This window comes from Acinetobacter sp. 778_lipA (assembly GCF_058242985.1).
Genome location: NZ_JBZAYT010000001.1, coordinates 4,046,003 through 4,065,460 on the forward strand (window position 1 = coordinate 4,046,003; position 19,458 = coordinate 4,065,460).

The 19,458-nt window shown below is 40.1% G+C and carries 18 protein-coding genes; 1 reads left to right on the forward strand and 17 read right to left on the reverse strand.

The genetic code is table 11. The features are described 5' to 3' along the window. Positions 1-263 precede the first annotated feature (263 nt). The 8 genes from AC4CUY_RS19170 to AC4CUY_RS19205 are packed head-to-tail and all read right to left on the reverse strand — an operon-like array spanning position 264 to position 8,009. Positions 264-1,130: a hypothetical protein gene (locus AC4CUY_RS19170; RefSeq protein ID WP_336953697.1), complete on the reverse strand. Its 867-nt coding sequence runs from the start codon at positions 1,128-1,130 to the stop codon at positions 264-266. Positions 1,131-1,146: 16 nt separating this feature from the next. Then, entirely contained in the window at positions 1,147-2,226 is a 1,080-nt protein-coding gene (gene aroB / locus AC4CUY_RS19175; protein WP_490774588.1) for a 3-dehydroquinate synthase, read from the reverse strand. A 36-nt stretch (positions 2,227-2,262) separates the two neighbouring features. Next, positions 2,263-2,805, reverse strand: coding sequence for a shikimate kinase AroK (gene aroK / locus AC4CUY_RS19180; RefSeq protein WP_004725433.1), 543 nt, complete (start codon positions 2,803-2,805; stop codon positions 2,263-2,265). Positions 2,806-2,841: 36 nt separating this feature from the next. Beyond that, entirely contained in the window at positions 2,842-5,019 is a 2,178-nt protein-coding gene (locus tag AC4CUY_RS19185) for a type IV pilus secretin PilQ (protein ID WP_490774589.1), read from the reverse strand. A 20-nt stretch (positions 5,020-5,039) separates the two neighbouring features. Continuing rightward, positions 5,040-5,570 (reverse strand): pilus assembly protein PilP, encoded by a 531-nt coding sequence (locus AC4CUY_RS19190; RefSeq protein ID WP_166781734.1) that lies wholly within the window; start codon positions 5,568-5,570, stop codon positions 5,040-5,042. Continuing rightward, positions 5,567-6,313, reverse strand: a complete 747-nt coding sequence (locus AC4CUY_RS19195) for a type IV pilus inner membrane component PilO (RefSeq protein WP_490774590.1) — start codon at positions 6,311-6,313, stop codon at positions 5,567-5,569. Before AC4CUY_RS19195 ends, AC4CUY_RS19190 begins: the two co-directional genes overlap by 4 nt. Further along, a complete protein-coding gene (locus tag AC4CUY_RS19200; protein ID WP_490774591.1) occupies positions 6,310-6,951 on the reverse strand; it encodes a PilN domain-containing protein in 642 nt (213 codons plus the stop codon). The genes AC4CUY_RS19195 and AC4CUY_RS19200 overlap by 4 nt, the downstream gene beginning before the upstream one ends. Then, entirely contained in the window at positions 6,951-8,009 is a 1,059-nt protein-coding gene (locus AC4CUY_RS19205; RefSeq protein ID WP_004816660.1) for a pilus assembly protein PilM, read from the reverse strand. Before AC4CUY_RS19205 ends, AC4CUY_RS19200 begins: the two co-directional genes overlap by 1 nt. Positions 8,010-8,172: 163 nt before the next feature. Between AC4CUY_RS19205 and ponA the strand changes: the two genes are divergently transcribed. Further along, positions 8,173-10,716, forward strand: a complete 2,544-nt coding sequence (gene ponA, locus AC4CUY_RS19210; protein ID WP_154129432.1) for a penicillin-binding protein PBP1a — start codon at positions 8,173-8,175, stop codon at positions 10,714-10,716. Positions 10,717-10,776: 60 nt separating this feature from the next. Here the strand turns inward: ponA and AC4CUY_RS19215 are convergent, their stop codons facing one another. The 9 genes from AC4CUY_RS19215 to AC4CUY_RS19255 all read right to left on the reverse strand — a co-directional run bounded on the left by AC4CUY_RS19215 (position 10,777) and on the right by AC4CUY_RS19255 (position 19,401). Beyond that, positions 10,777-11,580 carry a putative RNA methyltransferase gene (locus AC4CUY_RS19215; RefSeq protein WP_488632761.1) on the reverse strand — a complete coding sequence of 268 codons (804 nt, stop codon included), beginning with the start codon at positions 11,578-11,580 and terminating at the stop codon, positions 10,777-10,779. Positions 11,581-11,651: 71 nt separating this feature from the next. Further along, positions 11,652-12,770: a phospho-N-acetylmuramoyl-pentapeptide-transferase gene (mraY, locus tag AC4CUY_RS19220; RefSeq protein ID WP_490774592.1), complete on the reverse strand. Its 1,119-nt coding sequence runs from the start codon at positions 12,768-12,770 to the stop codon at positions 11,652-11,654. Beyond that, positions 12,770-14,179: a UDP-N-acetylmuramoyl-tripeptide--D-alanyl-D-alanine ligase gene (locus tag AC4CUY_RS19225; RefSeq protein ID WP_434278740.1), complete on the reverse strand. Its 1,410-nt coding sequence runs from the start codon at positions 14,177-14,179 to the stop codon at positions 12,770-12,772. The genes mraY and AC4CUY_RS19225 overlap by 1 nt, the downstream gene beginning before the upstream one ends. A 9-nt stretch (positions 14,180-14,188) precedes the next feature. Continuing rightward, complete coding sequence (locus AC4CUY_RS19230) at positions 14,189-15,685, reverse strand: UDP-N-acetylmuramoyl-L-alanyl-D-glutamate--2,6-diaminopimelate ligase (RefSeq protein WP_303576668.1); 1,497 nt, start codon at positions 15,683-15,685, stop codon at positions 14,189-14,191. Between the two features lie 7 nt (positions 15,686-15,692). Further along, positions 15,693-17,528, reverse strand: a complete 1,836-nt coding sequence (gene ftsI / locus AC4CUY_RS19235) for a penicillin-binding protein PBP3 (RefSeq protein ID WP_004816649.1) — start codon at positions 17,526-17,528, stop codon at positions 15,693-15,695. A 9-nt stretch (positions 17,529-17,537) separates the two neighbouring features. After that, entirely contained in the window at positions 17,538-17,870 is a 333-nt protein-coding gene (gene ftsL / locus AC4CUY_RS19240; protein ID WP_004725407.1) for a cell division protein FtsL, read from the reverse strand. Then, positions 17,867-18,793, reverse strand: coding sequence for a 16S rRNA (cytosine(1402)-N(4))-methyltransferase RsmH (gene rsmH / locus AC4CUY_RS19245; RefSeq protein ID WP_270383312.1), 927 nt, complete (start codon positions 18,791-18,793; stop codon positions 17,867-17,869). Before rsmH ends, ftsL begins: the two co-directional genes overlap by 4 nt. Positions 18,794-18,966: 173 nt before the next feature. Continuing rightward, positions 18,967-19,170 carry a hypothetical protein gene (locus AC4CUY_RS19250; protein WP_490774593.1) on the reverse strand — a complete coding sequence of 68 codons (204 nt, stop codon included), beginning with the start codon at positions 19,168-19,170 and terminating at the stop codon, positions 18,967-18,969. A gap of 69 nt (positions 19,171-19,239) precedes the next feature. Further along, positions 19,240-19,401: a hypothetical protein gene (locus tag AC4CUY_RS19255; protein ID WP_336953683.1), complete on the reverse strand. Its 162-nt coding sequence runs from the start codon at positions 19,399-19,401 to the stop codon at positions 19,240-19,242. Between the last annotated feature and the right edge of the window lie 57 nt (positions 19,402-19,458).

Below are 19,458 nucleotides of genomic sequence, written 5' to 3' on the forward strand. Positions count from 1 at the left end.
CCGCACTGAAATAAAGCACTCAACCAGACTTAAATCGCACACCAACTGAATCATTTCGCTCCAAAACAGGGACAATCAACTCAATTAGCGCAACAATAAAGCAAAAAATATGCCAAATTTTATTTTTGTTCACCAAATCACTAAAAGATAGTGAAATAAAGATATTCTTTAAAATTCTAAGCTTCTTATAAAGGCATATATAGCACCATTTTTGTGCAAATATAAAATTAAATAATTAATTTCGCTTCATTTTAGAGCTTATTTTAATTAAAAGGGTCACTTACCTCATGCTCAGTTGGCTTTTTATCAGAAGAATTGCCTGCTGGCTCTTTTGTATTGCCTGAAGTCTGTGCATGAGATTGCGACTTTTGTACATCCACTACATTGCCAGATGCATCACGACGAGTGATTGTAGTTTTGGTGGTCTGGTTCGTAGGAGTTGAACCTGTTAAAGATGACAATGCCGATTTTGCTTGCGCCAGTAGTGTTTCATCAACAACAGGCAAAGGTGCAGACTTTAACTTCACTTGATAGAGTTTATTTGTACCTGCCATTTCATCTGAGCCTAGATCATTGACTAAAGGAATGTATTTTTCAAACTGAATGGCCTGCGGATGTATAGATGCTGGTAATTTTAAATTTAACTGTCGTAACTGATTTTTCGCCTGCTCATCACTTTTAAATACGCCATAGGCTAAAACATATTGCTCTGTTTGATCTTCACCACTTAAACGAAAATAAATAAAATTTTTACGATCCGCTTGTTTTTGTAAAAACCCAAGAATGACATCTTCATCTGAGGTTTTAAATAGTTCTATCATCCAAGCTTTCTTATTTTCTTGAAAAAATTTTGTACCACGAAACTCTACATCATGGTTACCTGCAGTCACGATACGTGTGGTCATTTCAAGTGGGCGCACCTCATCCATCAAAGCACCTAAGTGCGATGTCGCAGCAACTTTTTCAGGCTGAATTTGAACTTGTGCCTCTTCGATAGGATTGACGACAGTGACTAGATCTTTCGTGTCAGTCACTACCCAAAAAATCAGTGCTACCAAAAGACAGATTAATCCACCAACCAACCAAATATATTGTCGAATATTTTGCCAATTTGTACGAATTGCTGCCATTTGGAACTAACCTTTTCTATATCTGATTCGCTAGAATCGCTTGTTTCATCAACTCGACATCAAAATCTTTGGTTATGATGGCTTGTCCGAGTTGTTTTATCAATATTAAACGAAGTTGACCATTTAATACTTTTTTATCATGTGACATATATGCCAAAAATTCATCAAGCGGAATTTTAGGACATGCTACAGGTAATTGGGCACGTTGTATGATTTTTTTTGTACGTTCCAGATCATCGTGTGAAATCCACCCCATACGATAAGATAAATCAGCAGCCATCACCATACCCGTTGCAATCGCTTCTCCATGCAACCAAACTCCATAGCCTAGATACGATTCAATAGCATGCCCAAAAGTATGACCTAAATTCAATAAAGCGCGTTCGCCTTGTTCTTTCTCATCATTAGCCACAATTCTTGCTTTATGTGCACAAGAACGATAAACCGCTTCAGCCAAGAATTCTGGATCTTGGGCAATCAGCCCATCCATATGATCTTCTAACCATGTTAAAAATTCTAAATCACCCAATAGCGCATATTTAATCACCTCTGCCAAACCAGCTGAAAGCTCACGTTCAGGCAGTGTTCTGAGTTGTGCCATATCAGCCAAAACCACTTGAGGTTGCTGAAATGCACCAATCATATTCTTGCCTAAAGGGTGATTAATTCCGGTTTTTCCACCAACACTCGAATCTACTTGAGATAATAATGTGGTCGGAACTTGGATAAAATATACGCCTCGCTGGAAACAGGCTGAGGCAAAACCTGCCATATCACCAATCACCCCACCACCTAAAGCCAAAACCGTACAATCACGATTAAAGCCAGCTTGAAGCAAAGCATCAAAAATCAAATTGAGGTGCTGGATATCTTTATATTTCTCACCATCAGGCAAAACACATGTTGTAACCTGCTTCCCCAATTGTTGAATTGCTTCAACATAGTGCGACAAATACAAAGGCTGAACTGTGGTATTTGTAACAATCATCACTTGATGTCCCTGAATATAAGGTTCAAGCAATTCTTGAGGATTCAAATGACTACCAATAAAGATTGGATAACGACGTTCACCCAGTTCAACATGTAAAGTTTGCATGATTCTGCCAAATAACAATGAATGATAATTTACTGACTAAATAATTTCTTTTGAAACGATCAGTTGCAATATTCTCAGCGCTAAATCTCGCGCAGCACCCTGATTGGTTTCAATAATATAATGTGCAACATCTCTATATAGTGGATCTCGTGCTTTAAGTAGATCCTTTAACTTTTGCTCAGGATTCTCGACTTGCAATAAAGGACGATTTTTATCTCGATGTGTACGTAATAATTGGATTTCTACAGGGGTATATAAATAAATCACAATACCTCTATGCTTGAGATATTCTCGATTCATGGCTTGAGTGACAGCACCACCACCTGTTGCAACCACTAAATTTTTTTTTGATGTGAGTTCATCAATCACGATTGTTTCTCTTGTACGGAAACCTTGTTCGCCTTCTTTTTCAAAAATCCAAGGAATAGATGCCCCTGTTTTTCTTTCTATTTCATGATCGCTGTCTAAAAACTCACGACTTAACAGTTCCGCTAGATGCCGACCAACTGTTGTTTTTCCTGCTCCCATGGGCCCTACCAAATAAATATTTGGTAGGGTTTCCAACTCTTTGCTTGGCAAGGAGTCACCTATCGAATTGCTTTCATTGAAAGTATATTAATGATTTCTGGTACGACTGTCATTAACAATTCTTGGTGTCACAAAGATTAGCAACTCTCGTTTATTCTCTGTTTTGGCATCCTTACGGAACAATCGTCCTAAATACGGAATATCGCCTAAAAATGGGACTTTGACTTGGTTCGTGGTATTTTCTTGTTCAAAAATCCCACCTAACACCACAGTTTCACCATTATCAACCAAGACATTGGTATTGATCTCATTTTTATTCAGAATGATTTCACCATTTGGTGCCACTCCACCACGTGCATCGCTGGTAATATTCAATTGCATTTGTACTTTCCCTTCTGGGGTAATACTTGGTGTAACATCCAAACTGAGCAGAGCATCTTTAAATGAGGTTGTCGCTGTAGCCGTACCACCTGCTGTTGAAGTGGTTTGATAAGGAATTTGTTGACCCGAAGCAACTTTGGCTTTTTGCTTATCCGCCGTCATCACTTTTGGTGTCGAAATCACTTCACCATAACCGTCAGATTGTAAAGCTGATAACTCTAAGTCCAACATAAAATCAGAAAGGCTAATTAAACCAAATGCGATTTTACTTGCACCCGCAGTAGTCACGCCAAGATCGACGTTTAGATTATCAGGGCGAGTAATCGTATATTTGCCTTCATCATCTGGATCACGTAAATCCCATAAAGTCTTATCACTACCACCGACCAATAGATCATTATTTCGTGTAATCCCTTGAGATAAAATCCCCCACTTTACCCCCATTTCTTTGGTAAAATCTGTTGTTGCTCGGACAATACGTGCTTCGACCATGACTTGTTTGACCGAAATATCCAATAGATCAATCATTTTACGAACTTTATCGATATTATTAGCCGTATCATTAATAATTAATGTATTTGTTCGTATATCTGCTACCGCACTTCCTCTTGAGCTGAGTAGACTTTCTAAAGCTAAAGAATCTGTATTCGTGGTATTATTCGCCTGTGCATTTTTAGAATTTCTAGAGTCTTCGAGTAACTTTAGAACATCGGCAACTTTTGCATAACTGAGTTGTATATACTCTGTTTGAATCGGTGCCAACTTAATACTTTGTGCAATTGCTTTTGCTTCATCTTCTTCAGCTTTAATCAGCTCTGTGACTGGCGCAATCCAAATCACACTACCATTACGGCGCTTGTCTAAATTCTTGGTTTTTAAAATGATATCTAAGGCCTGATCCCAAGGCACATCTTTTAAACGTAAAGTGATATTACCTTGAACTGAATCTGCAGCCACCATATTGATACTGGTGAAGTCAGCAAGTAGCTGTAGCACACGGCGTACTTCAATATCTTGAAAATCAAGCGAGATTTTCTTACCAGTATAAGACTGACTTGAACTTGGGCGATTTACTTTATTTTCTATAGGACGTTTTAAACTCACGGTCAGTTTATTTTCCGCTTGGAAGGCCATATATTCATAGCTACCCGCAGATTGAATGGTAATCACGCCATTTGAACCATCATTATAAGCATCCACAGAAGAAACTGGGGTTGCAAAATCATTGACATTTAAACGACGAATTAAATGTGCAGGAATTTTATTTCCTAAGGTTCGAATAACAACTTTACTGCCCTGTTGCTGTACATCTACAGGTGTATTTGCACCTGACAGATTTACAATAACCTGCCCCTCGCCAGCATTGCCACGCTGAAAACCGATATCTGCGATGCCTTGATTTTGCTTATTCAGCGTAGATGCAGATGAGGCATAAGTCGGTAAAGCAGCAGCTTGATTGGCATTGTTAATCTTTAAAATAAAGGTATTCCCTTCAACACGTGTTGTAAAAGAACCACTATTTTTTAAATTTACCGTTAAGCGTGAACGTTGATCATCGGCCGCAATATCCACCGTCGACGCTTCTTCACTTGCCACAGCAATAGACGGCTGATTGATCGTTTGCTTCGCCTGATCAAAATCCAAAATCAGTCGAGATGGATTATCCAATTGATAGGCTTGAGGCTGTGGCGGTAAGCCATTAAACATCACCCGAATTTCTGTACCTTGCCCCGGTATTTTCATCGGTACAATATTGGTCATGGTTGTTTGTGCTGCTGCAACCTGCATAATCGCAATTGACACTGCCGCCATAGTAAATTGACGAAGTTGACTATTCATAAACTTACTATCCCCGTTAAAGATATTTTTCAAACTCTTTTTCATTTTTATTCCTTTATTCCGTTTTAATCTATTGGACCGATTAGAACTAGACTCCGTGGTCTTTCTATATAACCGTCTCGACCATCTGGAACAATTTCCAATAAATCAATACGGGTCGGCGTAATTTCAATAATTCGCCCCTGATTCATGCCCATGTAATTGCCAAGTTGTACCCGCTCAATCTCACCATCTGGTGTTTTGATCAAACCTACGGTCTGACCAACGGACCCTTTCATACTTCCTTTCAGTGTTAATGACTCCAAAGGATAGCTTTCAAGCGGCTGTGGCTGTCTTGAAAAATTCGGGTAGACGCGCTTGCCTGACATGATTTTCAATTCATTTGCTAATGAGTTTGGCAAAAATGGGCTGCGTAACTGTTGAGCAGAATAATTAAAACTTGGCACTGGATTAAATACTGGCGCAGGTTCAATCGGCAATGGTTGCTGATTTCTAATATTTGCCATTTCTTGATTAACGGCATCAATTCTAGAATCGCACCCCACCAACAGCATCGCAAATGAGATTCCACAAACTATTTTACTGAGCTGTTTCATTGTGGCGTCCCTCCTTGCTGAGGTGTCGTTGTCTGCGCAGCAGCATTCGCTGATTTATTTATCTTCTGCTCATCAGCACCGATATAACGATAGGTTTTTGCTTTAATTGTATAGTCAATCACTGGCACATCAGATTTGTTATCTTGACTAGGCGTTCCTGTAATTGTGAAATCATGCAAAGTGACAATACGTGGTAAAGCTGCCAAACTACTTACAAAACTACCAAATGAATGATAATCCCCTGTTGCGTCAATCGAGATCGGCTGCTCAATAAAAAACTCCTGCTTCACTTCTGGTTCTAATTTAATATTTTTAAATTTCAAACCAGAACTTACCCCTGTCACGTTAATGTCTTCAACCAGACTCGGAATTTCAGTTTCTTTAGGTAGCTGTTCTAATTGCTGATTAAAATTTGCTTCCATTTGTTGCAATTGTGCTTGATATTGCTGCAAGTTTCTTAATTTGGAATCTTTTTCTTTAAACTCATTTAATAAGTTTTGTTCAACTGTACGTGCTTGATCAATTGCATCTAATTTAGGCTTAATTGCTAAAAAATAGCCAATTGCACACACCACAAAAAACAAGAATACCCAACAGGTGACTTTAACGGATAAGGGCCAACTGCCATAATTATTCATATCCAAGGTATTGAACTGTTGAAAAAACTTCTCAACGGTCATCTTGTTCTTTTTTGGAGCATCATTTACAGATGATTCTAATTGCTCAAAATCTTCACGACTCATTTTGCACTCCCAGCAGCTGGAACTTGTTCAGCTTTAGTTGTATCCCCATCTGCAGTCGCTGCTATTTCACCGATATCTACAGTCACAACAAAACTTCCATATGATTCTTCCACACGAGGAATCACCGAAGTCTGTTCTTTATTTTTATTTTCATCTGCGGCTAAGAATGAATTCATAAACGCATTTCGATACCATTCAGAAGCTTCTAATCCACGCAACAATTCAGCAACTGTGTTTGGACTTTCAGCTTTCCCCTCAATGGTAAATTTATCGCCCACACGACTAAATTTTGTGATGTACATTTGTGCAGGGACAATCCGAACCAATTCATCAACGAGGCGAACAATCACAGGACGTTGACCTTGTAAGCCTTGAATCAGTTTCATCCGTTCAATAATGGCATTACGACGTTCTTGTAAACCATCTAAAGTTTTTAATTGCGTATCTAAATTTTGATTGGTACTGGTCACCAATTGATTGGCTTGCTCCTGATCTTCTAACTTATGATCAAAATAGAACCACGCCAATAACACTGTAACTAAGCCAATCAGTGCAACCCCAACACATATTGCAACAAATTGCTTCTTCTTCTGTTCTCTTAGCTCATCACGCCAAGGGAGTAAGTTAATCTTTGCCATTAATCAAAACTCCTCAAAGCCAAACCACACGCAACCATTAAAGAAGGTGCATCATTTTCTATTTTTTTTAAGTCAATTTGTGGTGAAAACCCCATCTGCAAGAAAGGGTTTGCAATCGTGACCCGATAACCGAGTTTTTGTTGTAATAATTTTGCCAACCCAGGAATATTGGCATTACCACCCGCCAATAAAATATGGTCGATCTCGTTAAACTGAGAAGATGAAAAGAAAAACTGTAATGAACGAGCAGCTTGTTGTACCACTGCTTCTAAAAACGGCATTAAGACTTCTGTTTCAAAATCGTCAGGTAAAGTCCGATCTTTTTTGGCCCGACCAGCTTCGTCATAAGACAAGCCATAGCGGTTCTGTACATCTTGAGTCAGCTGCTTACCACCAAAAACTTGCTCTCGGGTATAAATGATCTTGCCATTTTGCATCACAGACAAGGTGGTCATGGTATGGCCGATATCCAAGATACCCACAAGATTTACACCGATTGGTAAGGTATCGGAAAAGACATCAAAAGCACGCTCAATTGCATAACTTTCTACATCTGCAATTTTAGGTGATAAGCCTGCGATTTCTAAAACTTCAACACGAGAATCAATATTCTCTGCACGTGTTGCAACAAGTAACACATTGACTCGATTTGGATTTGCTAGCTTATCTTTTAACACTTCAAAATCTAAACTGACTTCATCCAGCGGGAAAGGGATATATTGTTCAGCATCCATTCGAATCTGAACTTCTCTTTCCTCATCCGACATATCGGCATCCATTTCGATGATTTTGTGAATCACCATAGATGTAGGTACAGCAACCGCAACATTTTGCGATTGAGGATTGCCAATATTGACAGCCCTTTCCAACGCATCAGCAACTGCTTCAGGATTAAGAATGTTTTTTTCAACAACACTCCCATCAAGCAGTGGACTTAATCCATAACTTTCAACCCAGTAACGACCGTTCTTAACAGAGAGCTCTAAAATCTTTACAGTAGTAGAACTAATATCTACTCCTATTAACCCCTTATTTGGCTTACGATATAGTCTAAGCACGATTGATTTCCTATTATTTTTTTATCCCCAATAAATAACACAAACCGACTGCATTTGGTCTTAATTTTTTACAGATACAATATCCCATCTAACAATCCATCACATGAGAAGCTATACTGAACGCAATTAGTTTGCCATTAGCTATTATTAAAACTTACTTGTTATGAAAAAGCTATCTTGTTCAGGTTATATTCATCCCTTTTTTTTGCTGATTATCATTATTTTAGTCGCAATTCCGATGGGCTTTTATGGAATGTATCTATATATTGCCCCATCACTACCAGAAATGAGCTCTTTAAAAAAGGCGCCATTGCTTAAACCTTTGCAAGTTTATTCAGCAGATAATCAGCTGATCGCTGAATATGGTGGCAAGCTTTCGGTGCCTGTTGAGTACAAGCAGATCCCACCGCATTTCATTCATGCCTTCCTTGCTGCTGAAGATTCATCGTTCTTCGAACATAGCGGGATTAGCTTTAAAGGCTTAGGGCGTGCAGTGAGTGAAAGTGTCACTGGATCAAATGTACAAACAGGTGGCTCAACAATTACCATGCAGGTGGCTAAAAATTATTATTTATCACCTGAACGAACACTTAAGCGCAAACTTACCGAAGTTTTTTTGGCACGTAAAATAGAACAAAATCTATCGAAAGAAGAAATTTTATCTTTATATGTCAATAAAATATTTTTGGGTAAAAATGCTTATGGTATTGCTGCTGCTGCAAAAATTTATTATGACAAAAGCTTAGATCAACTCAGTGTCGCACAAATGGCGATGATTGCGGGCTTACCCAAAGCACCATCAAAATACAATCCTGTAGTGAATCCTGAACGCGCATTAGAACGTCGCAACTGGATTCTTGGCCGCATGTTACAACTTGGCTATCTTAAACAAGCAGAATACGAAAAAGCTGTCGCTGAGCCGATTAATCTGAGTATGCCTGATCGCGGCTTAAGTAATCGATTTCCCTATGTAGGTGAAATGGTTCGCTCAGAATTGGTTGAAAAGTTTGGTGAACAAGCAATTGATTCGGGTTATAAAGTTTATACAACGGTCAACAGCAAACGCCAACAATATGCAGAAGATGCAGTACAAAAAGGCTTGGAAGATTATGATCGTCGTCATGGATGGCGTGGTGCTGAAGCACATGATAAACCTTTAAAAGAATTCATTGCTTATGCCAATACCTACCCTGCTGAAGTCATCAAGGTAGGCAGCAATAGTTTTGATGCCAAAATGCAAGATGGTTCAACAGTGACTGTGCCTTGGTCAGGTATGTCTTGGGCAAGAAAATATATCAATGCCAATGCAGTTGGTGGGGCACCAAGCCGCGCTTCGCAGATTGTAAGTGTTAAAGATATTATTCGCTTACGTCCCAATGAAAATAAAACCGCGTGGTCATTGGTTCAAACACCGAAAGCACAAGGTCAACTCATTGCAATCAACCCGAATGATGGTTCAATTGAAGCTGTGGTGGGTGGATACAACTTTTACCAATCTAAATTTAACCGCGCAATACAAGGTTGGCGTCAACCAGGTTCAACCATTAAGCCATTCGTCTATGCACTGGCGCTTGAACGCGGTATGACCCCTTATACCATGGTCAATGACAGCCCTATTACGATTGGTCGTTGGTCACCAAGAAACTCAGATGGTCGTTATTTGGGTATGATTCCTTTGCGTCGTGCGTTGTACTTATCTCGTAATACGGTATCTGTACGTTTATTACAAAGCGTAGGCGTAGAACGTGCGCGCCAATTATTGATGGATTTTGGCCTACAAGAAGATCAAATCCCACGTAACTTCACGATTGCGCTCGGTACCCCACAAGTACTTCCAGTTCAAATGGCAACTGGCTATGCCGCAATTGCCAATGGTGGATATCGCATTCAACCGCATTTCATCAGCCGTATTGAAGATGCTTATGGCAAAACCATTTATGAAGCAGCGCCTGAATATGCGTGTATTCCATGTATCAATCAAAAAGAGACGGTAGTCGATACCCAAGCCATCACCCCTGATGATGAAGTGATTGAAGGTGCAAACCTTACAGTGGATGAGGTTCAAACCCCACTAAGCAAAGAAGAACAAAGTAAATATCGTCAAGCACAACGGATTTTAAAATCACAATCGGCTTTTGATATGGCAAATATTCTTCGTGATGTGATTGTGCATGGTACTGGTCGTGCAGCACTTAAAATTGGTCGCGATGACATTGGCGGTAAAACAGGGACAACCAACGATGCTAAAGATGCGTGGTTTGCTGGCTTCAACGGCAAATTAGTTGCGATTGCTTGGGTCGGTTTTGACCAGCCTTCAACACTTGGTCGTCGTGAATATGGTGGGATCGCAGCGCTTCCAGTTTGGACAGGCTTTATGGGTAAAGCCTTAAAAGACACGCCATCTGCTTGGGTACATTTTGATAAAAATGCCAAAGCACCAATCTCTCGTGAAGAACGTAATCAGACACAAGTTGAAGGTGCTACTCAAAATGAAGGCAATGGTTCATCACCGCCTTTAGCCCGTCCAATCTTTAAACCTGCACCTGTTACACCATCACGTAATTCATCAAATGACTTTGAAGACTTACCTGATGAAGGTTCAGATCAACCGCTAAAACCGAACAAAGTAACACCGCCTGCAATGAATCAAGGCAGTGCAAAACGAGAAAGTGATTCTCTTGAGAATTTGATTAATGAAGTTCAATAATTAGTTTCTCAAATAAAAAATGCCATCAATTGATGGCATTTTTTATGGCTTAAATTTCTATTATTTTTTCTGAAAAATATAAATTTGAAAGGCTGCCTTTAACATCGTTTTAGCTTGTGCTTCTAAAACTAACCGCTTTTCAGGTTTTGCTTTATAAGCATAAGGGGTCATCGCAATCAGGTTTTTGAGTTGTGCTTGATCCAGCTCAAACGTTGTTTCGATAATCGGCTGCTCTACTAATTCAAAAGATGCCTGTAATTGCGTGACAAACTTTTGCGGTTCATGGGCTTTAACTTCATCAAACAAGCCCTCACGCATCCCATATAAATGCTCTGGTGCAGGTGTTACCACCATCAAATAAGCCTTCGGCTTAAGCACTCGGAGTATTTCTTCTTCTGGGATCGGGCTAAATAAGCTGGTACACAAATCAATCGAATGATCCAAAACAGGTAGAGTCGCTCCTGTTCCCACAATCCATGTCACATCTTTATTGAGTTTTGCAGCAACTTGAACCGCATTTTTTGCAATATCAACCCCAATACATTGCATCACTTGATGTTGCATTGCATCGGTATAGTAGCCTTCACCACAGCCGATATCCAGCAGGTTTTTAACCTGTAACTCACGAATTTTCTCAACCACGGCTTGCTGTAAAGGTGCATAAAATCCACCACTTAAAAATCCACGTCGTGCTTGTACAGATTCAGGCGTATCCCCTGGATTTTTACTATGCTTATGTTGTACTACATGTAAATTTACATAGCCTTGTTTTGCCACATCATAACTATGATTATTTACACAGCGCCAAGTCCGATCCGATAGGCTCAATGCCTCACGACATACAGGGCACATCAACAAATTCATCGTATTCTCCAAAAGATATTTTTAGGCCATAAAAAAAGCCGGCAAATGCCGACTTTTCAAATCACTTTGGCTTAACGTAATTTTAATGTCATTAGACCTAAAACTACCAGCATAATTGTGATAATCCAAAAACGGATCACCACTTGAGTCTCACGCCAGCCTTTTTTCTCATAATGATGGTGCAACGGTGCCATAAGAAATACACGTTTATTGCGCATACGTAATGATCCGATTTGTAAGAATACCGAGATTGCTTCTACTACAAAGACCCCGCCCATAATTGCAAAGACGATCTCTTGACGAACCATTACCGCGATAGTGCCCAGCATTGCACCCAATGATAATGCACCGACATCTCCCATAAAGACTTGGGCTGGATGCGCGTTATGCCAAAGAAATGCTAAACCCGCTCCAATCATTGCAGCACAAATAATCACCAGCTCAGAGGTATATTTTACATAGGGAATATGTAAATAATTGGCAAAGCGTATATCACCTGCCAAGTATGCAAAAACACCTAGACCTGCGGCAACCAAAACAATCGGCATGATCGCCAGACCATCTAACCCATCGGTCAAATTCACTGCATTTGACCCACCATTGATTACCAGATAGGTAAAAATAATGAAGCCAATACCCAATGGAATTGAAGACAATGGAATACTCAGATTTTTAAAAAATGGTATCAACAAATCCAGCATATTCGCTGTATGTACGGGGCTGTCTTGCTGAGTTGCAATGATATACAACGCAATACCCGCCCCCAAAGAGCCAACCGAAGTCCAAAAGAATTTCTTCTTGGCAGGTAAACCCGCATTGTCTTTATAACGGACTTTAATCCAATCATCCGCCCAACCTACAGCACCAAAGATCACCATAACAGCCAAGACAATCCATACATAAGGATTGGATAAATCTGCCCAAAGCAAGGTACTAATCCCGATCGAAAGCAGAATTAAAATCCCGCCCATTGTCGGCGTACCCATTTTTTTGGCATGATTTTCAGGTGCATATGAACTGACAGCCTGACCATATTTGAGCGCTTGTAATTTACGGATCATGACTGGTCCCAAGGCCCAACCAATCGCAAGTGCAGTCAGTACACTGAGCAATGCTCGTAACGATAAGTATCGAACAACTTGGAACGCGTTCTCATAACCCGCCAAGTGTTGAAATAACCAATACAGCATTAAACTTTCTCCATCAAATCAGCCATCAACGTTTCCATATGGGTATAGCGAGAACCTTTAAACAGGAAACTCATGGACTGTGGTTGATGTGTTGCAATTAAACTTAACAATAAAGGTAAAGCTTGTTCTTGGCTAAGAAAAGCTTGTAATTTTTTACCATATTGAGTGCTTCGCGCACCTTCTTGTGTAGCAGGAGCAAACTCCCCTACCGCGACAACAAATTGGATCCCATCCACTGAAACTAGATCACGACCCAACATATAGTGTTGCTGCGCAGCAGTATCACCCAGTTCGCCAATATCGCCAATCACCATCACTTTGATGCCTTGCTGTTGCGCAAGTACTTCTGCTGCTGCACGCATTGAAGTCGGGTTGGCATTATAGGTATCATCAATAAATAAATGCTTGTGCTTATGAATAAAATTCAAACGCCCTTTTGCACCTTGTGCCGACTCCAAGCCGATTACAATATCGTCTAAATCAACGCCAATCGCCAAGGCAAATGCAGTCGCTGCTTCTGCATTATGGACATTATGTTCGCCTGCAAAAGGAAGATTGACTGTTCTTGCACCTTGAGGTGTATTAAGGGTAAAGATTGCAGACTGTGCGTGTAACTGAACATCTGTCGCAAAGACTTCACCACCCTGACCAAAACTTAACACTTGCTCAGTGTCTATCACTTGACGAATCGTATCGGTAAAATCATCCTGAGCAGGAACAATTGCTGTTCCAGCTTGATCAATATGACGGTAAATTTCAGATTTGGCACGGCAAATTCCATCACGTCCACCAAATTCGCCTAAATGTGCAGTTCCAATATTTAAAATACCGGCAACATGTGGCTGCACAAGATTTGAGGTGTAATCAATTTCACCTTGATGGCTTGCACCAAGTTCCATCACCGCATATTGATGCTCTGAACGCAGCTCCAATAACATCATTGGCACACCAAGATCATTATTTAAATTGCCACGTGTAATCAAGGTCGGCGCTAAACGTGAAAGAATACTCCCCAACATTTCTTTGGTGGTGGTCTTGCCACTACTGCCTGTAAGTGCAATCACTTTTAATTGTGGATGTTGAGCACGACGATACGCGCCTAAATGCCCCAATGCCAAACGTGTATCTGCCACGACAAGTTGACAGATATTTACATCAACAGGATGGCTCACGATGGCAATTTGGCAGCCATTCGCAGCCACTTGAGCAACAAAATCATGTGCATCAAAACGCTCACCTTTGAGCGCCAAAAAAGCATCACCTAATTCAGCATGACGTGAATCAGTCAAAATACGTTTAATTTCACCTTGTGGTGCTTGATCTAAATACCAATAACCTTGAGTTGCTTCGGCAAGTTGTGCTGCTGACCATGGCTCCAAAGGCACAGTACTGGTGGTAGAGGTGTGCATCTCTTATTCCTAATGAGCTGGATAAGCTGAATTGGGTTTATGGTGTTGTGCATCTATTGCCGATTGCACTTCAACGACATCGTCAAACCAATGACGAACACCATCAATTTCTTGATAATTTTCATGCCCTTTTCCGGCAATCACAACAATATCACCTGATTGGGCATGCTTTACTGCATATTTGATTGCTTCACGGCGATCACGAATTTCGTGCACCTCATGCTGGCTAAAATCAATTTCATGCTTCATATCGGCAAAAATTTGCTCAGGATTTTCTGTACGCGGATTATCTGATGTGATCATTACGGGATTGGCTTGTTCCAAAGCTGCTTTGGTCATCAATGGGCGTTTACCGCGATCTCGATCACCGCCACAACCAAAAACAGCCCAAAGCTGATTTTCAACATGACGTTTTAAGGTTTTTAAAACCTGAGTTAAAGCGTCTGGAGTATGTGCATAATCCACCACAAACAGACGATCTTGATCACGAATCACCTGCATACGTCCAGGTGCACCTTTTAAGTTGGGTACAGTTGCGATAAGTTGTTTTAAATCAAAACCTGCTTGTTCAGCAACAATTAAACTGGCCACCAAATTTTCAATATTAAAATGCCCAAGCAATGGGCTATTCACGGTAAATTCAGCTTTGGCTGTTTTGAGATGGAATGTTGCCCCATCTAAGCTATATTTAATCCCAAATACTTGGTAATCAGCCGCTTTAGAGGTTGAATAAGTCAATACTTTCGGATGTGACAGATTGCTGCTTGCCGCATTCATCATTAGATCTGCATGCGCATCATCTATGTTAATTACTGCAACTTTTAACGCAGCAAATTTAAACAGCAACGCTTTCGCTTCAGCATAGGCTTCAAGCGTCCCGTGATAATCCAAATGATCTCGACTCAGATTACTATATGCAGCAATCTCAATATCACAACCATTTAAACGACCTTGTTCCAAACCATGCGAGCTTGCCTCAATTGAAGCGAATTCAGCACCTTGCATAGCAAAATCATGCAAAAGATTTTGTAAATGCAACGCATCTAAAGTGGTATGTGAAGACGCTTCTAGGTTTGGCAGAATCCCGTTGCCCGTAGTTCCCATCACTGCACATTTTTTATTTTGTAATGCCAGTAATTCAGCAACGAGGCGTGAAATCGTGGTTTTACCATTGGTTCCCGTGACTGCAAGAATTCGTGCAGCTTTTACTGGGGATGTCGCTTGTAAATATTGTTTTTGCCATTGTCCCATCAACTGACGCACATCTGGGCAGATCAATGCAGATTCAAAGCCTAAATCTGTTTCACTAATAATGGCCAATGCGCCTTTGTCTAAAGCGATTTGAGCAAATTGTGCGGTTTTTTCTGGTTGCGAATAACTGGTCAAAGCAATAAAAATTTGCCCTTGTTGCACATAACGACTATCTAGAGAAAAGCCATTAAATGACTCAGACATCCAAGCCTTTGTATTATCAACTTTATAAATATCTTGAAAATTAATCATTATAGTTTACCTATGGCTTGGCCTTAGCCGTTTCAAGAGGTTTATCTAAAGGCACATTCATTAAACGTAAAGATTCTTGCATAATTCGAGCAAACACTGGAGCGGCAACCAAACCACCATAGTATTGTCCACGCGGATTTTCGACTACAACAATAACCGCCAAACGAGGATCACTAATCGGCGCCACACCGGCAAATAAAGCACGGTATTCAGTATTCGAATAACCTCTATGGTCAGGGCGCAACTTGTGTGCTGTACCTGTTTTACCACCCACGCGATAACCGGGAATATTGGCTTGTTTTGCAGTACCACCAGGCATCGTAACTTGCTCTAACATCAACAAAACTTCATCAGCAATTTTAGGCGCTAAAACCTGTTTGCCTTTGGGCTGATCATTTAATTTATAGAGACTTAAAGGATATTCCACACCATGATTGGCCAACATTGCATAGCCTTGCGCCAACTGTAAAATCGTAGCATTTAGACCATAGCCATAAGCCATTGTACCAATTTGTGAAGAATTTAACTTTTCAGGTGGAAGCACTAAACCTCCACTCTCACCCGGGAATTTAACCGCCGAACGCTGACCAAAACCGACCTTTCTAAAGAAACTTGGCAAGGTTTCTTTTGGTAAAGACAAAGCAATTTTTGCCGAACCGACGTTCGAGGATTTAATGATCACACCAGTAACGGTCAACGAACCATAGTTATGCGTATCACGAATGGTATGGGAACCTAAACGCATCGAACCTGGGCTGGTACTAATCACCGAGTTTGGGGTATATTTGCCACTTTCCAAACCCGCTGCAATGGTAAAAGGTTTCATGGTTGAACCAGGTTCAAACATGTCAATTGCACCACGGTTACGCATGGCATCTTTATTACTTAAGCCATTTTTATCGTTGGGATTATAAGAAGGCCAACTCGCCATAGCCAGAATTTCGCCCGTTTTTACATCCACAGCAATTGCAGAAGCAGAACGTGCATTATTGGCAACACCCACCGCAGTCAACTCACGATACATAATATATTGCAAACGTGAGTCAATACTTAAGGTGATATTCTCCCCTGCTTTCACTTCTTTTACAACTTCAGGGGTGGTAATACGGTTACCATGTTTATCACGAGAAATCTTTTGCTCACCATCTTCACCAGCCAGACGTGAGTTTAACTGCATCTCTAAACCTTCAATCCCCGTCCCTTCACTATTGGTGAGACCAATAATTTGCGCATTGGGCTGTGGCTGAGGATAATAACGTTTATAGGTTTTCTCGGCATAAACGCCAGCAAATTTATGCTGGGTAATAAAATCTGCTTGTGGTGGCGGAACTTCTTTTTTAAGTACCAAATAACGAGAACGTGGACGTTCATTTAAACGTTTTTTTAAGTCTGCACGATCAAGACCGACCGCATCTGCCAATTCATCTAAATTTAAATTTTCATCAGGCAATTGGCGTTTAAGTTTACGACTGTTGGGTGTCTTCTGTAATTCAGCCGTGATGGTATCAAACTGTTTTTTAGTCTCAAAATATTCACGTGGATCAATCACCACTTTCATGATTGGAGAACTGATTGCCAAAGGCACGCCATGACGATCACTAATCACACCACGCATGGCTTTTAATGTTTCAGAACGTAGAATGTTGGCATTGGCTTTATTTTGTAAAAAGTCTTTATTAATCACTTGCACATAAAATGCACGTCCGACCAAGCCGACAAAACATAAAAGCACCACGCCCCACATTAAATAGAAGCGCCACATATCTATCGATACAGTACTTTTCTGGGTAATGGAAGGCTGCTTTTTACGTGGCTGCCGAGTCGGTTTAGTTTGCTTATCTGCCATACAGATGCCTTACTTCTTCTGCTCTGATTCAGTTGGTAATGAAATGACAACTGTTTGCGCAGCTGGCGGTGAATACATTCTCAATTGTGTTACGGCACGTGTTCCTATTTGCGCAGTTGCACCAAATGTTTGTTGTTCAATGAGCAAACGTCCCCATTCTGCATTGATATCTTCACGTTCACGCATATAACTATTTAAATCACGAAAATCATGACGATAAGCAAAGACTTGCAACACCACCATAAAGGCACTGATCAACACTGCAACAACCAATACGCCATAAACAATCGCTTTTTTTATTGCCAGCTTATGACTTGATTCTTCTATAATTTCTTGTTTCATTCTGCGCCTTTTTGTTCTAAGCGTTCTGCAACTCGAAGCCAAGCACTACGTGAGCGAGGATTGGCTTTGACTTCTTCCTCACTGGCACGGACTCTGTCAACTTTTTTCAGTCGACGAGTATCTTGTACTTTTTGCGGTAATCCCCAGCCATCATCTTCTGGCAACGTTGATTCTTTTTGAATAAATTGTTTAATAATTCGGTCTTCAAGTGAATGGAAACTAATGACGGCCAAACGTGCATTTGATTTTAACAAATCTACGGCTTGAGGTAAAAAGGTATGTACGTCATCGAGTTCTTTATTAATTTCAATACGAATAGCTTGGAATGTCCGTGTCGCAGCATGTTTATTCTTTTCCCACTTAGGATGCGCAACTTTCACAATTTCCGCTAATTTTCCAGTGGTTTCAATATAACCTGCTTGCTTAATCGCACGTGCAATACGACGACTATAACGTTCCTCACCATATTGAAAAATTACATTGGCCAAATGTTCTTCGTCTACATCCACTAGCCAATCTGCGGCTGTTTGTCCTTGAGAATTATCCATACGCATATCAAGTGGTCCATCTTTCATAAAACTAAAACCACGGTCTGCTTGATCTAGCTGTGGTGATGACACCCCTAAATCTGCCATAATCCCATCGACTTGATAAATATCTAATTGATTTAATTCTTGTTGTAAATCTGCAAAACTGGCATGAATAATTTTAAAACGAGGATCTTCTTTTTCTAACTGATATGCTACTTCTAACGCTTGTGGATCTTTATCAAAAGCATAAACTTTTGAATGTTCATCTAATTTAGATAACAATAAACGCGTGTGTCCACCACGTCCAAATGTCCCATCCACGTAAATTCCTGTATTGCGATCTGCAAGTAAAGCATCGACAGTTTCATGTAGTAATACAGAAATATGAGACATAATTATGGTTTCAGTTTAAGCAAAAAAAGTAACTGCACATTATTACCTTGTTTTGCCAAAGCTCCAAACGACTTTTTGTAGGGAAATATTACTTTTTATAGAGAAAACCGTTTTAAAGTACATTTTATAAAAGTTCAGTACAAAAAATGGCTCATTCATTCTGCTACAAAGCGTTATTGTGTCTTGACCATTTTCACATCACCCTTGTCAAAATACTCTGAAACACGCCAATCCTGTCGGAGATAAAATTCAAAAGTACTACTTTTTTGATCAGTTTCTAAGCAAATTTCGTGAAAAGATTCAAATAATAAATCTTCTGATTTTTTCAAAAGCGCAGTTTCGACACCTTTGGCTTCAAAATCGGGCTGGACAAACATGGCAAATACACTGCTCTCAGTTAAATCTGCGATCGAAAAACCACACGCTTGATGCTGTAGCTCTGTAAGCTAGACAGTCGAAGTATTTTGAATCAAATCTAATATTACCAACTCAGTGATACCAAGTTCAGTCAGTTGTTGTTTTGACAAATGGTTGTCTTTGACTGACGTTCGTATATCAAAAATAATCTCAATATCATCTTCAGTTGCGAGCCTTAGTACAATATCCATAGTTAAATTGATTACTCAGTTTAATATTAGTCTAAATGATTCATAACAGAATGAAAA